Below are 17,260 nucleotides of genomic sequence, written 5' to 3' on the forward strand. Positions count from 1 at the left end.
ATCTTATTTCTAATGATTTACATTAATAGAAGCTAAAACCTCTTTTGTTAAATTGTTGGAATACTTGTAGCGCTCTACATTTAACTCGTGAATAGTTTTTTTAAAGTAGTTGTTAAAAAGGTCTTTTTCTGATTTTGAATAGTTGTTAGAAACATCAACCGCATCAATCATTTCCTGAACAAATTGTATTTTTGAATCTATGCGCGAAAGGCTCACAGTATTATCTAAAAACTCTAGTTTTTCATCTTCTTTAGAAACATCAATTACATTGAAGTGTTTAGAGATATAAGAGTTAACTACAAATGGTTTTGTTCTGGTTAAAAAAACAAATGTTAGTGCCTTTTTTACTGCGTAAACATTAGACTTAATGTATTGTAAAACCTCGCAAAAATCTAACTGGTTGTTATTAGTGTAAACCAGAACAAGATCAACGTTTTCGCCTATATATCTAAGGTTCATTTGTGTGCTTATGGCCGCTGTTGGAGAAATACAATTTAATATTGAAAAAGCGTTACATTTTTTTAAAATATGAGATAATGATTTTGAATTATCAATCTCATCCTGGGTACCGTGTAAAATAATGTGTTTTTGCATTTTAATTAAGTTTATAGTTAATCCCGCTTACTTTGTGTAGAAAAAAAAGAGTAGAGCTGCTAAAAATCAATGTATATTTAACTACACTATTGGTTTACCCTACTCTTATCAACAATCAATCAAATGATTTTTCAAGCGTTTTTATTTTTTTAGCCTTATCCTTGATTTTTTTAAAGAACTGAAGTATTGCCAATTCTATATCTTGGTTGTCACGCTTACCATTGTAGATTGCACGAATATGATCGCTTGAATAAGCTTCGCCATTTGTATTCGTTTTCTTTTGAGATTTAAGGATTTTTTTTACCTCTGTTGTGTAACGAAAGCCATCACCAAATTGGTTTTTAATTTTTTCTCTAAATTCTTCTGAAATAGCCATATTATATTTTTTTCTGTTTACCGTTTTACGTATATTGTTTACGCTTTACAAATATAAACGATAATCTTCGTTAAAAACAAATAAATGACGACAATAATCGCAACTTCTAAGGAAAGATTAGTGCAATACCTTGATTTTAAAGGGATTGGAAAAAAAGAATTTTACGAGACTACTGGTATAAAAAGGGGGTTTTTAGACACAAATAAGTTAAAAAGCAGCTTTTCAGAAACTTTTTTGACGATAATTTTCGAAAACTACGAAGATTTAAACAAAATTTGGTTGATTACTGGAGAAGGAAACATGATTATTGAGGAGGATAATGGTTTTATTGATAACGGCACCAATAAAATAGAAGTACAAAAAATTGTAGATTTAATTATGGGCCACAAAGAGAAGTTTGAGAGTAACCCAGTCTTTAAAAGTTATTTGAGCAACCATAAAAAGGATGCTATTATAGATTACCAAAATAATTTATTATCAAAAACCAACCAATAAGCTTTTTAAGTCACGCTTATTTATATTAAGCAACTTAGTTTCGTTAGCTGCTATTTCCGCGTCTTTTGTATTACATTCACTTTCTAAATGGTCTGCAAAGTCTTTTCTAATTTGTTCTCGCGTCTCTTTATCGAAAAAATCTTTATTTAAAAATTTTTCTATTTCGTTTAGATTTCCCATGATTAAGATCGCAACTTTTTAAATAGATTAATATAGCTTTTAACATAGGGAGTTGGGTTATTTTCTGGTTTGCTTTTTACAATATGCCTGGTTAATAATCTAATATTGTAAAGTAAGTTTTCTACATCTTGAAGTTTTCGCTCTACAAAATAGTAAGTCGCAATTATTAAAGTTGTGATACAAACCAGGTTGGTTAGAATATATTGCCAGTTTGAATAATCTTCTTTTAAAAAGGCCCATCTTAAATAGAAAAATGAGATATATAATAGTGTAGTGTGTAAACCAAGTTCACCGTAGTAGGTTTTAGTTTTACGAATTAGTGTAATAATTAAATTAAAAAGTGAGTAAAGAAATAAACCAGAGGCCCAACCAAATTCACCTAAAAATTGCTGTAGATTTTTAAATTGCAGAAAGCGTTCTTTTTCAATAACGGCTTCAAGGTCTTCAAAGGCTTGGTCTGTTTTAATTTTCTCTACTAAGTAAATATTGTGGTCCTGGGTACCTGAAGCATTATCTTTTAAAACATTTAAAGCTTGCGTTCTTTTAGCTTTTGCAGCTTCCCAAATTTCGGTTTTTTCAATTAACTCATTAGATTTAGAGGCTAACGTTTCATGACAAAAAAAGGCAGTCGCACAAGCAACTGCCAATATAAAATAAATAATGTTTTTTTTAATCTTCTCCGTTGTCTGGCGCTGGTTCGTCAGTCGATCCTGAATTGGTGCTGTCTCCATGCCCGGTTGCGAGTTCTGTGTTTTCTTCATTTTCTGTAAGTTCTGGTGTAGAACAAGAATTTAAGTTTATTGTTAAAAATACTACAGATAAAGCAAAAAATAATTTTTTCATGTTTTGAATATATTAAGGATTAGTTAAAAACACTTTAATAGTATTCAAGTTCAGACGGAATTCTAAAAAGAATTATTTATTGCATTAGTCTTGGTTAAAACTTTTCTTATCGTAGGAGAAATAATAAGAACGTCACAATATAATGATGTTTAAGTCTAAAATCAAATACACAAAGCGCGTTGAGCGTTAAATATAGTTAAAATACGGGTATAACCGTAAACAAGGTGTATTATTATAATTGATAAATAAGTTCGTTATTGTTTTAATCTATTGAATTACAATATTTTATGATTTGATTTAAAACGAATCATGTTTTTAACGAAAAATATATGTATTTCATCGAAAAAATTAAAAGCGATATTCATGAAAACATTGTGTTACAGAAATTCAAAACTGTAACAAAACTGTAACACATCTGTAACAAAACTGTAACGCTATAACTTATTGATTTATAGTTATTTATAATTACTGTTACTGTGTTACAGTTTTTTTAAAGAATATAGAATAAAAAAAATATTAAATAAATAATATATATAAAAAAAGAGGTTGCTATCTTTGGTCATTAGGTTGCTCAAGGTTTCTCAAAAAAACACTTTTAATTACTTTCTGTAACGCAGTTACTAAAAGTTTTTATTAATGATTGGGGAAAGGGGAAAGGGAAAGGTTTAAAACGTGATTTTCTAGTCGATAATTTGGCTGATTGAAAACAGAAAATTACCGTCCAACAACGGAATAACTACCCGAAAACGCACCGAAAAAAAAGATAAAATACTAACATATAAATACTTAACAATAGTGGGGATAATACCAGCCCGGTCACTAAAAAAAGTTAAGCTATATGCTTAACTTTTTTTTTATCTTTACTTTAAAATGCGCACGTGGCGAAATTGGTAGACGCGCTGGCTTGAGGGGCCAGTGACCGCTTTAGGTCGTGGAAGTTCGAGTCTTCTCGTGCGCACTTTTTTAAAAATCAAGACTTCTTCAAAAATAATTGTTTGTTAAAATTTAAGTTATTAATTTTTGTTTAACTATTTTAGCTGAATAATGAACAATATAAAAACAAAATTTAGCATAAGAGATCTTGAAAACCTTTCGGGTATAAAAGCGCATACCATAAGAATATGGGAAAAACGATACAATCTCTTTAAACCTAACAGAACGGATACTAATATTAGATACTATAGTCTATCAAGCCTTCAAAAACTCTTAAATATTTCATTTTTAAACAAAAACGGATACAAAGTATCAAAAATAGCTAATCTTGAAAGTGAAGAAATCCCCCTTTTAGTCAAAGAAATCGCTTTAAGTAAAGATTCAAGTAATCATGCCGTTAATTTGTTCAAAATGGCTATGCTAAATTTTGATAAAGCGCTATTCTTAAGCACTTTTAATAATTTAGTCAACCATAAAAGTCTTAGTGCTATATTTTATGAAGTTTTTGTTCCTTTGTTAGAGAATATCGGCCTTTTATGGCAGACAGACACCATAACACCTGCTCACGAGCATTTTATTTTTGAACTTATAAAACAGAAAATATTAGTGCATACTGATAAAATTTCTAAGGTTTCACAGATAAAAAATGATGGCGAGATTTATGTTTTATTTCTCCCTGACAATGAAATTCATGAGTTAGGCTTGCTTTTTATAAATTACGAGTTAACACAAAGAGGATTTCATAGTATCTATTTGGGACAAAGTGTACCAATAGATAGTTTAAAATATCTCACAGATTATTATGGTAAAATTATTTATGTATCATCCTTTACCATAAAGCCCGAAAAGGAGATTATTAATGACTATTTAATTGAGTTTTCAGAAAAAATTCTTCAAAATTCTAACCATTCTTTATTTATTTCTGGTAGACAAGCCATTCATATAGAAAAAGAACAACTCGACGATAAAATAACCATTCTGGACACTATAAAAGATATTCTGGACAGTCTAGATAGTACTAATCAACAAGCAGGTTAAAAATGAGTAAAGAAATCGCTATTATAGGTTCTGGATTTTCAGCATTGGCTGCATCTTGTTACTTAGCAAAAGACGGAAATCATGTTACTATTTATGAAAAGAATAGCACCATAGGCGGAAGAGCAAGACAATTAAAAAAGCAAGGGTTTACCTTTGATATCGGGCCAACATGGTATTGGATGCCTGACGTTTTCGAACGCTTTTTTGCAGATTTTGGTAAAAGCCCTTCAGATTACTATGCCCTTGAAAAATTAAATCCTGCCTACTCAGTTTACTTTGGAAAAGATGATTACATCACCATTGAAGATACTATTGATAAAATTTATGCTGCTTTTGAAGTCGAAGAACCTGGGAGCTCAAAAAGTCTTAAGAAGTTTATAGATAACGCAAAAAACAATTACGATGTTGCGATAAAAGATTTAGTGTATAGACCAGGTGTTTCACCCATAGAATTAATCACTCCGGTAACCATTAAAAAGATCAATCAGTTTTTAAGTACTATAAAACGAGATGTAAGGAAAGAATTTAAAAATGAGCGATTGGCTCAGATTTTAGAGTTTCCCGTCTTATTTTTAGGCGCTAAGCCTAGTAAAACGCCTTCTTTTTATAGTTTTATGAATTATGCAGATTTTGGTATTGGAACCTTTCATCCAAAAAAAGGCATGTATCAGGTTATACTGGCTTTAGAAAAACTAGCGACATCATTAGGTGTGGAAATAAAAACGAATGCTGCAGTTAATAAAATAAACGTTGATGCTCAAGGCAAAGCTCATGAATTATTAATTAATGGCGCTTCTGTAAATTGCGACATCGTTTTAAGTGGCGCAGATTACCACCACAGTGAGACACTTTTAGATACGAAACACAGACAATACTCTGAAAATTACTGGAGCAAAAAAACGTTTGCCCCTTCTTCTTTGTTGTTTTATGTGGGATTCGATAAAAAGTTAACAAATATAAATCATCATACGCTCTTTTTTGATGTTGATTTTGAGGCCCATGCAAAGGACATTTATGATGCCCCTAAATGGCCAGAAAATCCATTGTTTTATGCTAGTTTTCCAAGTATAACAGACGACAGTGTAGCGCCTTCAGGAAAAGAAGCAGGTATCTTTTTAATACCCTTAGCGCCAGGAATAGAAGATTCCGAAGCGATTAGAGCGTCTTATTTTGAGAAAATTATTACAAGATTTGAAAATTTAACATCACAAAATGTTAAAGAATCTATTATCTTTAGAGAGTCCTTTTGTGTAAATGATTTTATTAAGGATTACAATTCTTATAAAGGAAATGCCTATGGTATGGCAAATACTTTACTTCAAACTGCCTTTTTAAGACCAAAATTAAAAAGTAAAAAAGTAAAAAATTTGTATTTTACAGGACAGTTAACCGTTCCTGGACCTGGTGTTCCCCCAGCATTAATATCAGGAAAATTAGTAGCAGGATTAATAAAAAAACACCATAGTAACTAATGAAGACATTATTTGATTCGGTTTCTTATAATTGTAGTAAGATTGTAACACAGTCTTATAGCACCTCTTTTTCAATGGCGACTAAAATGCTATCAGATACCATTAGACAGGATATTTATAATATCTATGGGTTTGTTCGTTTTGCAGATGAAATTGTTGACACTTTTCATGACTATAATAAAAAAGAATTATTTGAGGCTTTCGAAAAAGATTTAGAATTTGCATTAACAGAAAAAATAAGTTTAAACCCCATTTTAAACTCTTTTCAACATACCTATCACAAGTATAATATAGAAAAACACATGGTTACTGCTTTTATGAGCAGCATGCGATTAGACCTTCATAAAACGACTTATTTAACCGAGAGTGAATATAAAGATTACATCTATGGCTCTGCAGATGTTGTTGGCTTGATGTGCCTAAAAGTATTCGTTAAAGGCGATCAAGTTGAGTACGATTCATTGAAAGATTCTGCCATGTCATTGGGCTCTGCGTTTCAAAAAGTAAATTTTTTAAGAGATTTAAAAGCAGATTTTGATGAATTAGAACGTACTTATTTTCCAAATACAGATTTAAACAATCTAAATGAGGAAGCCAAGCAACTAATAATAACAGATATTGAGCATGACTTTTCTGAAGGCTTAAAAGGCATTAAACAATTACCTATAGAAGCCAAATTTGGTGTCTTTATGGCCTATAGATATTATAGTCAGCTTCTTAAAAAACTAAAAAAGACGCCCGCTTTAGATATTAAATCGACTAGAATTAGAGTCCCAAATTATAAAAAAATAGAGCTTCTCACTAGAAGCTATGTAAAATATCAACTCAATTTATTATAATGAATATTGTATACTGGATCTTAGTGTTTTTAGGCACTTTTTCGATAATGGAATTTATGGCGTGGTTCACACATAAATATGTCATGCATGGTTTTTTATGGTCCCTACATAAAGATCACCATCAAAAAGATCATGATAGCTGGTTTGAACGCAATGATGCCTTTTTTATTTTTTACGCTGTAGTAAGCATGACTTGTTTTTATTTATGGAGTTATGAAGGTCTTTGGTATTGCTTGCCCATTGGTCTTGGCATTATGGCTTACGGTGCTGCTTATTTTATTGTTCACGACATTTTTATACACCAACGTTTTAAAATTTTTCGCAATGCCAATAATTGGTATGCTAAAGGGGTGAGACGTGCGCACAAGATACACCACAAGCATTTAGGAAAAGGACATGGCGAATGTTTTGGAATGTTATTTGTTCCTTTTAAATACTTCAAACGTTCATAAACTTTCTTTAAAAGAAATGACCATACACTCGCATTTCGATTACATTATTATTGGAAATGGATTGGCTGGATTACAATTGGCCTTAGCGCTTGCTGAAGACCCCTATTTCAATAATAAACAAATAGCGCTTATTGACAAAGACGCTAAAAACAATAACGATAAAACCTGGAGTTTTTGGGAAAAAGGCACGGGTAGATGGGACAACATCGTTAAACAAGTTTGGGATAAAGCGCTATTCTATTCTTCAAATAAAAAACTTGAACTAGACTTAAAGCCTTACACTTATAAATCGATTCAAGCGATTGATTTTTATAATGAAGCCAAAACACGCTTAAGAAAACATACTACTATTCATTTCATTTTGGAAGCCGTCCTTTCTGTTGAAGACCATGATAAACCTTTAGTAAAAACAGAAACCCAAACGCTCAGTGCTAATCATGTTTTTGACAGCAGAATTTCTCCTGAATTCTATTCAGAAATCGACAATTACACAAGAGTTATTCAACACTTCAAAGGCTGGACTATTGAAACTGACAGACCTACTTTTAAGGTGGAACACTTCACCATGATGGATTACAGATTAAAAGATGGCGATAAAACAACGTTTACTTATGTACTACCCTTTTCTGAAACCAAGGCATTAATAGAATTCACCTATTTTTCACCAGAGACCGTTGAAGAGGCCGTTTATGATAGTTATATTGAGAGGTACATAACAGAAGTATTAAAAATAGAGCAGTACAGTATTTCTGAAACAGAAAAAGGAAGCATCCCCATGACTGATTTTCCTTTTAATCACTACTCTTCTAAAAATATTACAAAAATTGGAACCGCTGGAGGTTGGGTAAAAGGAAGTACTGGCTACTCGTTTAAGCACACTGAAAAAAAGGTTGCCAAGATTATTTTAAATTTAAAACAAGATAAAAAACCCTCAAAAAATTTATTCAAAAACAAATATGCTTTTTATGATAAAGTTTTTCTAAAAGTGCTTCACGATGAAAATCATAAGGGTGAGTGGATTTTTGAGCAATTTTATACTAAAAACACTGTAGAAACCATGTTTAAATTTTTAGATGAAGAGTCATCCCTTAAAGAAGAACTAAACATCATGGGCTCACTTTTTTCAACCGCTTTTATCAAAGCCTTTTTTAAAACCTTATAGCCTTAGTAATTCATCTATGGTTTTTCTTACCTTTTCACTATTCCAATTTGCCGCACCAGATTCATCAATAATAATATTTCCTTTTCTATCTAATAAGAACGTTCTTGGAATGCTTTTCACATCAAATGTTTCGGGAGCCTCCGTTGTTGGTGTATAGATTTGTAAATCGTAGTTTTTCTTCTTTAAAAAGCGCTTTACCACCTCCTGGTCTTCATTTGAGACTAAAATAATGTCTATTTTGTCTTTATAATCAGTACTTAATGCCTGAATGGAAGGCATCTCGGCAATACAAGGCGGACACCATGTCGCCCAAAGATTGATTAAGGTTACTTTACCTTTACTATTATTTAAATCGAAGGCATTTCCCTCTAAATCTTTAAGCATCCAATTATAGGTGCTTATTTGCTCCAAACTATCTTCAGGTTCTACACTTGGGCTAAACATGGCGAAACCTTTATGTAGCACAATTTGAATTTGTTGCCTGCTTTGTGGAATCATCAGTAATATGATGACAATTAAAAGAATGATGTTTTTAACAGATAGTCTTTTCATAATCTTTAACATTAATGGAACGTCAATACTCCCATGGACACTTCAAATTTAATAAAAACTAAGGATACTACTCTGGATTATACTTCCTATTTATTAGGAATATCATTTACAAAAAAGTCTAATATCCCTTTTTTATGTAGTTCAAACTCTAGCCCTTGACCAGAATTGTTTGCTATTTACAAAGACGCATAAAAAAACTCCTGATGTTTATCAGGAGTTTTTTTGTTAAGACATATGGTATTACTTATGCATTTTCTTTTTTAATCAGGTTTAAAGCAGATCCTTCATTATACCAATCAATTTGTGCCTGGTTATAAGTATGATTTAATTTAATAACCTCTTTACTACCATCTGTATGCACTATTTCCAGTGTTAACGGTTTATCTGGAGCAAATTCATTTAAATCTAAGAAATTAAATGAATCATCTTCTTGAATTAAGTCATAATCACTTTCATTAGCAAAAGTCAACCCTAACATCCCTTGTTTCTTCAAGTTTGTTTCGTGTATACGCGCAAATGATTTTACAATCACTGCAGCCACACCTAAGTGTCTTGGTTCCATTGCTGCGTGTTCCCTAGACGACCCTTCACCATAGTTATGATCACCAACAACTATTGATTTAACACCAGCCGCTTTATAAGCTCTTGCAGTATCTGGCACCCCTCCAAACTCTCCTGTTAATTGATTTTTAACAAAGTTTGTTTTCTTTCCAAAGGCATTAACAGCCCCTATTAGACAGTTATTAGAGATATTATCTAAATGGCCACGGAAACGCAACCAAGGTCCAGCCATAGAAATATGATCTGTTGTACATTTCCCAAAGGCCTTTATTAATAGTTTAGCACCATTAATTTCGCTACCAATTGGTTCGAAAGGTGTTAATAATTGGATACGTTCAGAATCTTCATCTACCACGACACTTACTCCTGTACCATCTTCAATAGGTTCCACATACCCAGCGTCTTCAACTTCGAAACCTTTAGGCGGTAATTCCCATCCTGTTGGCTCATCGAACATGACCTCTTCTCCATTTTCGTTAATTAACTTGTCCGTCATTGGATTAAAATCTAAACGCCCTGCAATAGCAATCGCTGCAGTAATTTCTGGAGACGCTACAAAAGCATGCGTATTTGGGTTTCCATCTGCTCGCTTAGCGAAGTTTCTATTAAATGAATGCACGATACTATTTTTTGGTGCATTTTTAGGATCACTATATCTTGCCCATTGCCCAATACATGGTCCACATGCATTGGTGAATAATTTCGCATTTAAGTTTTCAAAGATTTGCAATAGACCGTCACGTTCTGCCGTGTAACGTACTTGCTCAGAACCAGGGTTGATTCCTAACTCAGATTTCATTTTTAAACCTTTATCAATCGCTTGTTGTGCAATCGATGAGGCCCGTGATAAATCTTCATAAGAAGAGTTTGTACAAGACCCTATTAACCCCCATTCTACTTGAATTGGCCAGTCATTAGCTTTCGCTTTTTCAGTCATATTTTTACCAACTGGTGTTGATAAATCTGGCGTGAATGGCCCGTTTAATAAGGGTCCTAATTCAGACAAGTTGATTTCTATTACTTGATCGAAATACTGTTCTGGATTTGCATACACTTCTGCATCGCCTGTTAAATACTCTTTTACTTTATTTGCTGCATCGGCAACATCTGCTCTATCTGTAGCACGTAAGTAACGTTCCATAGATTCATCGTAACCAAAAGTTGAAGTTGTCGCGCCAATTTCTGCTCCCATGTTGCAGATCGTTCCTTTTCCTGTACATGACATTGCTGTTGCACCAGGTCCAAAATATTCTACAATAGCACCTGTTCCTCCTTTTACGGTTAGAATGTCTGCTACTTTTAAAATCACATCTTTAGGTGCTGTCCAACCCGATAACTTACCTGTTAATTTGACACCAATTAATTTAGGAAATTTTAATTCCCAAGCCATACCGGCCATAACATCTACAGCATCTGCTCCTCCTACTCCTATAGCCACCATTCCTAATCCACCAGCATTTACAGTATGAGAATCTGTACCTATCATCATTCCGCCTGGAAAAGCGTAATTTTCTAAAACCACTTGGTGAATAATACCTGCTCCTGGTTTCCAGAATCCAATACCATATTTATTAGATACTGATGCTAAAAAATCAAACACTTCTTTACTTACATCATTGGCATGCAATAAATCTTTTGCAGCACCTTCTTTTGCTTGGATTAAGTGATCACAGTGAACCGTGGTTGGCACTGCTACTTTACTTTTTCCTGCTTGCATAAATTGCAATAAAGCCATTTGTGCCGTAGCATCCTGACAAGCGATACGATCTGGTGCAAAATCAACATAATCTTTACCTCTAATAAACGCTTTGGTTGCTTTTCCATCCCAAAGGTGATTATAAAGAATTTTTTCTGAAAGTGTTAATGGTTTACCAACGACTTCACGGGCTGTATCAACGCGTTCTGCCATTTGAGCATAAACCTTTTTGATCATATCAATATCGAATGCCATAAATAATAGTTTAAGGTTGTGTGTTTAATTTAAGTTCTTACCGAAGTTTCGGTCTGCAAATTTACAAAATTCCGAAGTACTTTAAAAATATATAGAGAATGTCTATAATCTTTGAATTATATTCAATGAAACAACACTAATTCATTTTCAATTTATTAAAATGATAATTTAAATATTGAAAAAATAGTAAATTAACAAGTGGCTGTACTCCGGAATCGATGAAAACTGAAGAAACAAAATAGAATTTTCATTAAAAACGATAGCGTTTGCGTAGAAATGCACTAGTATCTTAACTTTTGATTTTTTTGCTTATCACGCTACAAAAGAAGACAATAAACAGCACAATCGTTACGCATTGAAAACTATTTCGAAAATTAAAATAGCCTCCCAAAAGACCTCTGTTGATTTTTTAAAAGTGCTTCTGCTCTAGTGGCTGCACCACCAATTAGAAAAAAATGAGCGGATCGACTTATTCTCGAGTTTTAATTTAAAACAGTGATGCGATAATCTGCTCTTCTGTTACGCCTTCTGCTTCAGCTTTATAGTTTTTAATAATACGGTGTCTTAGAATACTTGTCGCTACAGCTTGAACATTTTCGATATCTGGAGAGAATTTCCCATTGATAGCTGCATGCGTTTTAGCAGCCAAAATCAAGTTTTGTGACGCTCTTGGTCCAGCGCCCCAATCTACATATTTAGCGACTAAATCTGAGGCTGTATCTGTATTTGGTCTTGTTTTAGAAACTATTTTAACAGCATACTCAATAACATTGTCTGCTACTGGGATTCTTCGAATTAAGTGTTGAAAATCTATAATTTCCTGAGCGGAAAATAAAACATTCACAGAAGCTGTGACATCTGTAGTTGTTGCTTTAACCACCTGCACCTCTTCATCAAAGGTTGGGTAATTTAGATTAATAGCAAACATAAAACGGTCTAATTGTGCTTCTGGTAAAGGGTAAGTACCTTCTTGCTCAATGGGATTCTGAGTTGCTAAAACAAAGTACGGCAAGTCTAATTTATAATGCTGTCCAGCAACGGTAACCGCTCTTTCCTGCATGGCTTCTAATAATGCGGCTTGTGTTTTTGGAGGCGTACGATTAATCTCATCTGCTAAAATAATATTAGCAAAAATTGGTCCTTTTATAAATTTAAAGTTTCTGGTTTCGTCAAGAATTTCACTACCCAAAATATCACTGGGCATTAAATCTGGTGTAAACTGAATGCGTTTAAAATCCAATCCCAAGGTTTGCGCTATGGTATTTACCATTAAGGTTTTTGCCAAACCTGGAACTCCAATTAACAATGCATGACCACCAGAAAATATAGAAATCAATATTTGATTAACCACTTCATCCTGACCAACAATAACCTTGGCTATTTCTTGCCTTAATGCTTTATACTTCGTTACCAGTTGGTTGATCGCGTTTACGTCTGACATGTTTTAAAACTATATTATTTTTTTAACCAATTACTACTGAAGTCGCAATCTTTATAGACATCACTAATTTTAATATAGGTGTCCATTATTTTTTCTTTTTGCCACTTTGCAATAACATCTAAGCGCTTTTCGCTTAAGGCCAATTCTTTGATTTTTAAGTAATCTCTTGCATAATCTGCTTCGTGCTCATCAATTCTATCGGTAACAGTCATGATTTTGAATTTCACATTCCCTGTTCTATCACGATCAACAATGATTTCAGAAATCTCATTATTCTCTAAATTTTGAATTTGTCCGTATAATTCCGGATCCATCTTGGTTAATTCAAAACTATAATCTTGAGTCGCTGGGTTAATTAACTGTCCTCCTTGAAACTTTGTTTCACGCTCATCACTTGATTCTTTTGCGGCTTCGGCGAAAGTAATATTACCTTCCATTATATTCTTCCTAACCGTTTCCATGCGTTCTTTAGCTTCCTTTACAGATTCTTGAGAGACTTCTGGAATTAATAGAATGTGTCTTACATCATATTCTTGTCCTCTAATTTTTTCTAAAAAAATAATATGATACCCAAACTCTGTTTTAAAAGGTTCAGAAATTTCGCCTACCTGCATAGAAAAAGCAACTTCTCTAAACTCTTTAACCATCTGTGGTTTCGTTCTGTTTAGCGTGTATAGTCCACCATTCTTTTTTGAGGCAATATCATCTGTATACAATACTACTTTAGAACGAAAGTTAGCATTATTCTCCTGAACGTCTCTCTTAAATTCTTTAAGCTGATCAATTACTTTCTGCGTGTCTTCCTCTGTAACTTCCGGCTCAATAATAATTTGAGCTACTTTTAATTCTGTACCAAAAGTAGGGCGTTGCTCCTTAGCTATTTTGTTAAAGAACTGACGTACTTCTTCAGGAGTAACCTCAATGTCTGCTACTATTTTCTTTTGCATTTCTGAAGCTAATTTGTTCGCTTTATTGATTTCGAACATTTCATCTTTCAGACTTTTTTCATCATCTTTTTTATAAAACGCCAGCACTTCCTTTAACGAACCATTAAATTCCTGCTTAAATTGTTCTACCTGTTGATTAACATACGAGCGGATTTCGGCATCATTAATTACTATACTATCTTGTATGGCATGATGGGCATACAATTTATCTTCTAAAAGCCTTCCAAACAATTGGCATCTTGTATACGTCGCAGGATCTATACCCTGAGATTTTAATAATCTCATGGTTTTTTCAATATCAGATTCTAAAATTATGTACTCTCCAATAACTGCGGATACGCCATCAACCTTTACATTTACCAATGGCATAACAGAGTCTTTTTCTGCTGCTTTTGGCGTTTCGTCTATTATTTCTTGTGCTAACATTCCGGTAGACACAAAAAGAATTAAGCATACTGCTATAATGTGTTTCAAATTAATTATACGTTTCAAATTGTTTATTTTTAATTGCATCTGTTGTGATGTCTTTTTCTAACTGCCTAATAAGCTCCAATTTTCTTTTGTTGATTACTATTTGATCAATTGTGGGCTTTACATATTCTAAAGGTGCTGTTTCATTTCTTAAGAGTACCTCGTTAATTTGCATCAAATATAGCCCTAATGAATCTTTACGTTGTATAAAATTAGATTTTTTTAACAGTTCATTTTTGTTCTCTGCAGTAATTACAGGGATTACATTAACGACTTGATCTAACCTTATCCATACCGAATCTTTAAGTGAGTAGGATTTGAACTGAATTGCTATAGAATCTAAAACATATTTATCTTCAGCAGTATAACGTTTAAATTTTTCTTTGATATCCTCTAAATCTAAGCGTTTTTCATCGACATTAATATATCTGAATTTTATTAACTCTTCATTTAATTTAAAAGCGTCCTTATTATCTTCATAATAAGCCGATGCCTCTTCCTGTGAGACCACTGTATCTAGACTTTTATAGACTAAAGCTTCTAAATACGTTTTACTGTATAAATCGCTTTTATATTGCTCAACTAATCTGTCAAATTCTTCCTGCGTAGATTCTTCTAAATTTAACTCTGCACCTTGAACCAATAATTGTCTAGTTGCCCATCGGTTTATAAAATCGTTTACTAAAATAGTACTATCTGATTTTGTATAATTTTCTGGTAAAATTTTTAAAATATCCGCTTTATACAAATACGTTTCATTTACTCTTGCAATAGCCGCTTCGGTTTCTGTAGGCCGAAAATAATCGCAAGAAGCAAAACTAATTACTAAAATGAGATATAAGCTGAAGTGTTTCACCATTAGTTGAGCTTTGCTTTTACAGATTCTAAAGCGTCTTGATTTACTTTAACAGTATATTTAAAAGCCAATTCTTTTAGCCAATTATTTTCTTTAAACTCTTGGTAATCACTAATAACTCTCCCTTTAGCTTCTTCAATTGTTTTTTGTGATTTAGGAAGCACATCGTCAACCTTAACCACAACATAGGCGTCATTATGTTTGTATATTTTAGAAATACCCTTTTTAAAGATAAAATTATCAGGAAGTGCCTGATGAGACGCATCCATCTCACCCATTGTAAAGCTCACGTTTATAGCACTATCTGTATTTATTACCTTTTTTATCTCTTCGACACTTTTATTTTTCTCAAAAAGCTTAGCGACTTTTTTAAGCTCAGCTTTTGTTGCTGAAGAGGCTACAACTGCTACAACACGTTCTTTAAAAAAGTAATTGGACTTATAGGCTTCAAAATACTTTTGAATGGCTATTGTATCGTTTTTCCCCGCACTCCAAATTTCACTTTCCATTAAGTCGAATAATAGTAAACCATCTCTGTATTCGTCAACAATTTGAGCAAACTCTTTATTTTCGTTTATTAAATTATCTTCTTCATATTTTAATAATTGGTTATCTAAAAAATCTTTATAACGATTCTCAACTATGGCATCAATTGAATTTGCTGCATTGCTGTTGCGCTGGCTTTTTACTAAATAAATACCAAAATCGCCATAGGTTAATTCTTTGTCTTGAATTTTTACTAAGGTTTTTTCTGCCTCAAAATCGGAAGGCAGATTCCAACGTTTATTTTGATACTCTTCATTTACTATCGTCTTAAAATAATTTAATCCGTCACTATTTTCAACAATGGTATACCTTGCTTTTAAATCATTAACCCGAGAATCATTTATAATTTTTGATCGCGTGTCTCTTTTAATTTTGCTTTCTAATTCTGATTTCATATCGCTATAAGTAGACATTGGTTTTTTGTCTATTAATTTAATAATATGCCATCCAAAATTTGTTTTAAAGGGTTTTGAAATTTCCCCTACTTTATTTAATCCAAAGGCCATTTCTTCAAACTCTAAAGAACTCAACTCTCCTCCTGAGAATGGTTTTAGTAATCCGCCTTTAGCAGATGAGCTTTTATCTTGGGAAAACTGTTTAGCCAAAGCTTCAAACGCTTCCCCTTGTTTTAAGCGTTGGTAAATTTCATTTATTTTTACTTCACTATCTTCAGTGCTATCTTGGTTTTCATTGAGCATAATATGCGCTACAGACACTTCACCTCTAGATGCTCTTTTATCTAAAACTTCAACAATATGATATCCAAATCGAGTTCTAAAAGGCATTGAAATCTCACCTGTTTTCGTATTATACGCGGCGTTTTCAAAAGGGTACACCATTTTAAAGGCTGAAAAATACCCTAGATTTTCTGCAAAAATGGTTCTTCCGTTATGCACATCTTTCTGTACTGCTGCATAACCTTCATCTAGCACACGGTTTCTAAGCTTTAAGGCTTCATTATAAGCCGCTAAAGTATCTTCTACACTTGCGTTTTCATCAAGTCTCACTAAAATATGGTTTGCGTTGACTTCTTGCTTTAGCCTTTCGTAAGCTTCCATAACCAAAGTATCTGTCACTTTGCTATCACTCAAATAATTTTTAGACAATTGATTTTTATAACTTTGCAATTCTGTTTTATAAGACTGTTTCTCGTCTAACTTCATTTGTCGTGCTTCTCTAAGTTTTAGCTTATAATTTATGAAAAGTTTTAGATAAGCATCAATGTCTTTTTGCGATTCATCTTTTACTAAATCTAAATTTTTGTTATAAACACGAATAAACTCTTGGGTATACACAGGCTCATTCTCAACAGTAAACAACACTTTATCTTCTTGAGCTTGTGTCATAAAAAGCATTCCGAAAAAGAAGGCAAAAAAGAATCCTTTTAATTGTATCTTCATAGGTTATGTATCTCTCTGTTTTTAGGTAATATACTTTACTTTATTTATCATTTATTTTAAATGATAAGCTATTAAGCATCTTTATTATAGTGAATTGTTTTTCAATCTTGCAAAAATAACAATATTAGACTATAATACAAGTGTTATAGTA

17 protein-coding genes and 1 tRNA gene are annotated in these 17,260 nt (G+C 32.7%); 7 read left to right on the top strand and 11 right to left on the bottom strand.

What is annotated here, in order from left to right; translation table 11 throughout:
- Nucleotides 1-9 precede the first annotated feature (9 nt).
- Both GQ46_RS04895 and GQ46_RS04900 read right to left on the bottom strand, forming a co-directional pair.
- The gene (locus GQ46_RS04895; RefSeq protein ID WP_044398868.1) at nt 10-594 is read right to left on the bottom strand and encodes a hypothetical protein; all 585 of its coding nucleotides are present in this window, start codon (nt 592-594) and stop codon (nt 10-12) included.
- Between the two features lie 115 nt (nt 595-709).
- Nucleotides 710-970: a hypothetical protein gene (locus GQ46_RS04900; RefSeq protein ID WP_044398870.1), complete on the bottom strand. Its 261-nt coding sequence runs from the start codon at nt 968-970 to the stop codon at nt 710-712.
- A gap of 84 nt (nt 971-1,054) precedes the next feature.
- Here GQ46_RS04900 and GQ46_RS17070 point away from each other — a divergent pair, with 84 nt between their 5' ends.
- Nucleotides 1,055-1,465: a hypothetical protein gene (locus tag GQ46_RS17070; protein ID WP_052503407.1), complete on the top strand. Its 411-nt coding sequence runs from the start codon at nt 1,055-1,057 to the stop codon at nt 1,463-1,465.
- Here GQ46_RS17070 and GQ46_RS04910 read toward each other — a convergent pair.
- The 3 genes from GQ46_RS04910 to GQ46_RS17560 are packed head-to-tail and all read right to left on the bottom strand — an operon-like array spanning nt 1,448 to nt 2,488.
- Nucleotides 1,448-1,645, bottom strand: a complete 198-nt coding sequence (locus tag GQ46_RS04910; protein WP_044398872.1) for a hypothetical protein — start codon at nt 1,643-1,645, stop codon at nt 1,448-1,450. The two genes, GQ46_RS17070 and GQ46_RS04910, sit on opposite strands and share 18 nt — an antisense overlap.
- A gap of 2 nt (nt 1,646-1,647) precedes the next feature.
- Nucleotides 1,648-2,292: a hypothetical protein gene (locus tag GQ46_RS04915; protein ID WP_044398874.1), complete on the bottom strand. Its 645-nt coding sequence runs from the start codon at nt 2,290-2,292 to the stop codon at nt 1,648-1,650.
- 22 nt (nt 2,293-2,314) lie between these two features.
- Nucleotides 2,315-2,488, bottom strand: a complete 174-nt coding sequence (locus GQ46_RS17560) for a hypothetical protein (protein WP_156133103.1) — start codon at nt 2,486-2,488, stop codon at nt 2,315-2,317.
- 872 nt (nt 2,489-3,360) lie between these two features.
- Between GQ46_RS17560 and GQ46_RS04920 the strand changes: the two genes are divergently transcribed.
- From GQ46_RS04920 to GQ46_RS04945, 6 genes are all read left to right on the top strand, one after another.
- Nucleotides 3,361-3,446, top strand: a tRNA-Leu gene (locus GQ46_RS04920).
- Nucleotides 3,447-3,532: 86 nt separating this feature from the next.
- The gene (locus tag GQ46_RS04925) at nt 3,533-4,459 is read left to right on the top strand and encodes a MerR family transcriptional regulator (protein WP_044398875.1); all 927 of its coding nucleotides are present in this window, start codon (nt 3,533-3,535) and stop codon (nt 4,457-4,459) included.
- 2 nt (nt 4,460-4,461) lie between these two features.
- A complete protein-coding gene (locus tag GQ46_RS04930; RefSeq protein ID WP_044398876.1) occupies nt 4,462-5,931 on the top strand; it encodes an NAD(P)/FAD-dependent oxidoreductase in 1,470 nt (489 codons plus the stop codon).
- Nucleotides 5,931-6,770, top strand: a complete 840-nt coding sequence (locus GQ46_RS04935; RefSeq protein ID WP_044398877.1) for a phytoene/squalene synthase family protein — start codon at nt 5,931-5,933, stop codon at nt 6,768-6,770. Before GQ46_RS04930 ends, GQ46_RS04935 begins: the two co-directional genes overlap by 1 nt.
- Nucleotides 6,770-7,222: a sterol desaturase family protein gene (locus GQ46_RS04940; RefSeq protein WP_044398878.1), complete on the top strand. Its 453-nt coding sequence runs from the start codon at nt 6,770-6,772 to the stop codon at nt 7,220-7,222. Before GQ46_RS04935 ends, GQ46_RS04940 begins: the two co-directional genes overlap by 1 nt.
- Before the next feature lie 16 nt (nt 7,223-7,238).
- Complete coding sequence (locus GQ46_RS04945) at nt 7,239-8,384, top strand: lycopene cyclase family protein (RefSeq protein WP_044404572.1); 1,146 nt, start codon at nt 7,239-7,241, stop codon at nt 8,382-8,384.
- Here GQ46_RS04945 and GQ46_RS04950 read toward each other — a convergent pair.
- The 6 genes from GQ46_RS04950 to GQ46_RS04975 all read right to left on the bottom strand — a co-directional run bounded on the left by GQ46_RS04950 (nt 8,379) and on the right by GQ46_RS04975 (nt 17,109).
- Entirely contained in the window at nt 8,379-8,936 is a 558-nt protein-coding gene (locus GQ46_RS04950) for a TlpA disulfide reductase family protein (RefSeq protein ID WP_052503524.1), read from the bottom strand. The genes GQ46_RS04945 and GQ46_RS04950 overlap by 6 nt on opposite strands.
- A 244-nt stretch (nt 8,937-9,180) precedes the next feature.
- On the bottom strand, nt 9,181-11,448 hold the full coding sequence (locus tag GQ46_RS04955; protein WP_044398882.1) for an aconitate hydratase: 2,268 nt from the start codon (nt 11,446-11,448) through the stop codon (nt 9,181-9,183).
- Between the two features lie 487 nt (nt 11,449-11,935).
- Nucleotides 11,936-12,889 (bottom strand): MoxR family ATPase, encoded by a 954-nt coding sequence (locus tag GQ46_RS04960; RefSeq protein WP_044398884.1) that lies wholly within the window; start codon nt 12,887-12,889, stop codon nt 11,936-11,938.
- A gap of 14 nt (nt 12,890-12,903) precedes the next feature.
- Nucleotides 12,904-14,349, bottom strand: coding sequence for a peptidylprolyl isomerase (locus tag GQ46_RS04965; protein ID WP_044398886.1), 1,446 nt, complete (start codon nt 14,347-14,349; stop codon nt 12,904-12,906).
- Complete coding sequence (locus GQ46_RS04970; protein ID WP_044398888.1) at nt 14,312-15,166, bottom strand: hypothetical protein; 855 nt, start codon at nt 15,164-15,166, stop codon at nt 14,312-14,314. The genes GQ46_RS04965 and GQ46_RS04970 overlap by 38 nt, the downstream gene beginning before the upstream one ends.
- A complete protein-coding gene (locus GQ46_RS04975) occupies nt 15,166-17,109 on the bottom strand; it encodes a peptidylprolyl isomerase (protein ID WP_044398890.1) in 1,944 nt (647 codons plus the stop codon). Before GQ46_RS04975 ends, GQ46_RS04970 begins: the two co-directional genes overlap by 1 nt.
- Nucleotides 17,110-17,260: the final 151 nt, after the last annotated feature.

Origin of the sequence: Lacinutrix sp. Hel_I_90, from assembly GCF_000934685.1 — a bacterium.
Lineage (GTDB): Bacteria > Bacteroidota > Bacteroidia > Flavobacteriales > Flavobacteriaceae > Lacinutrix.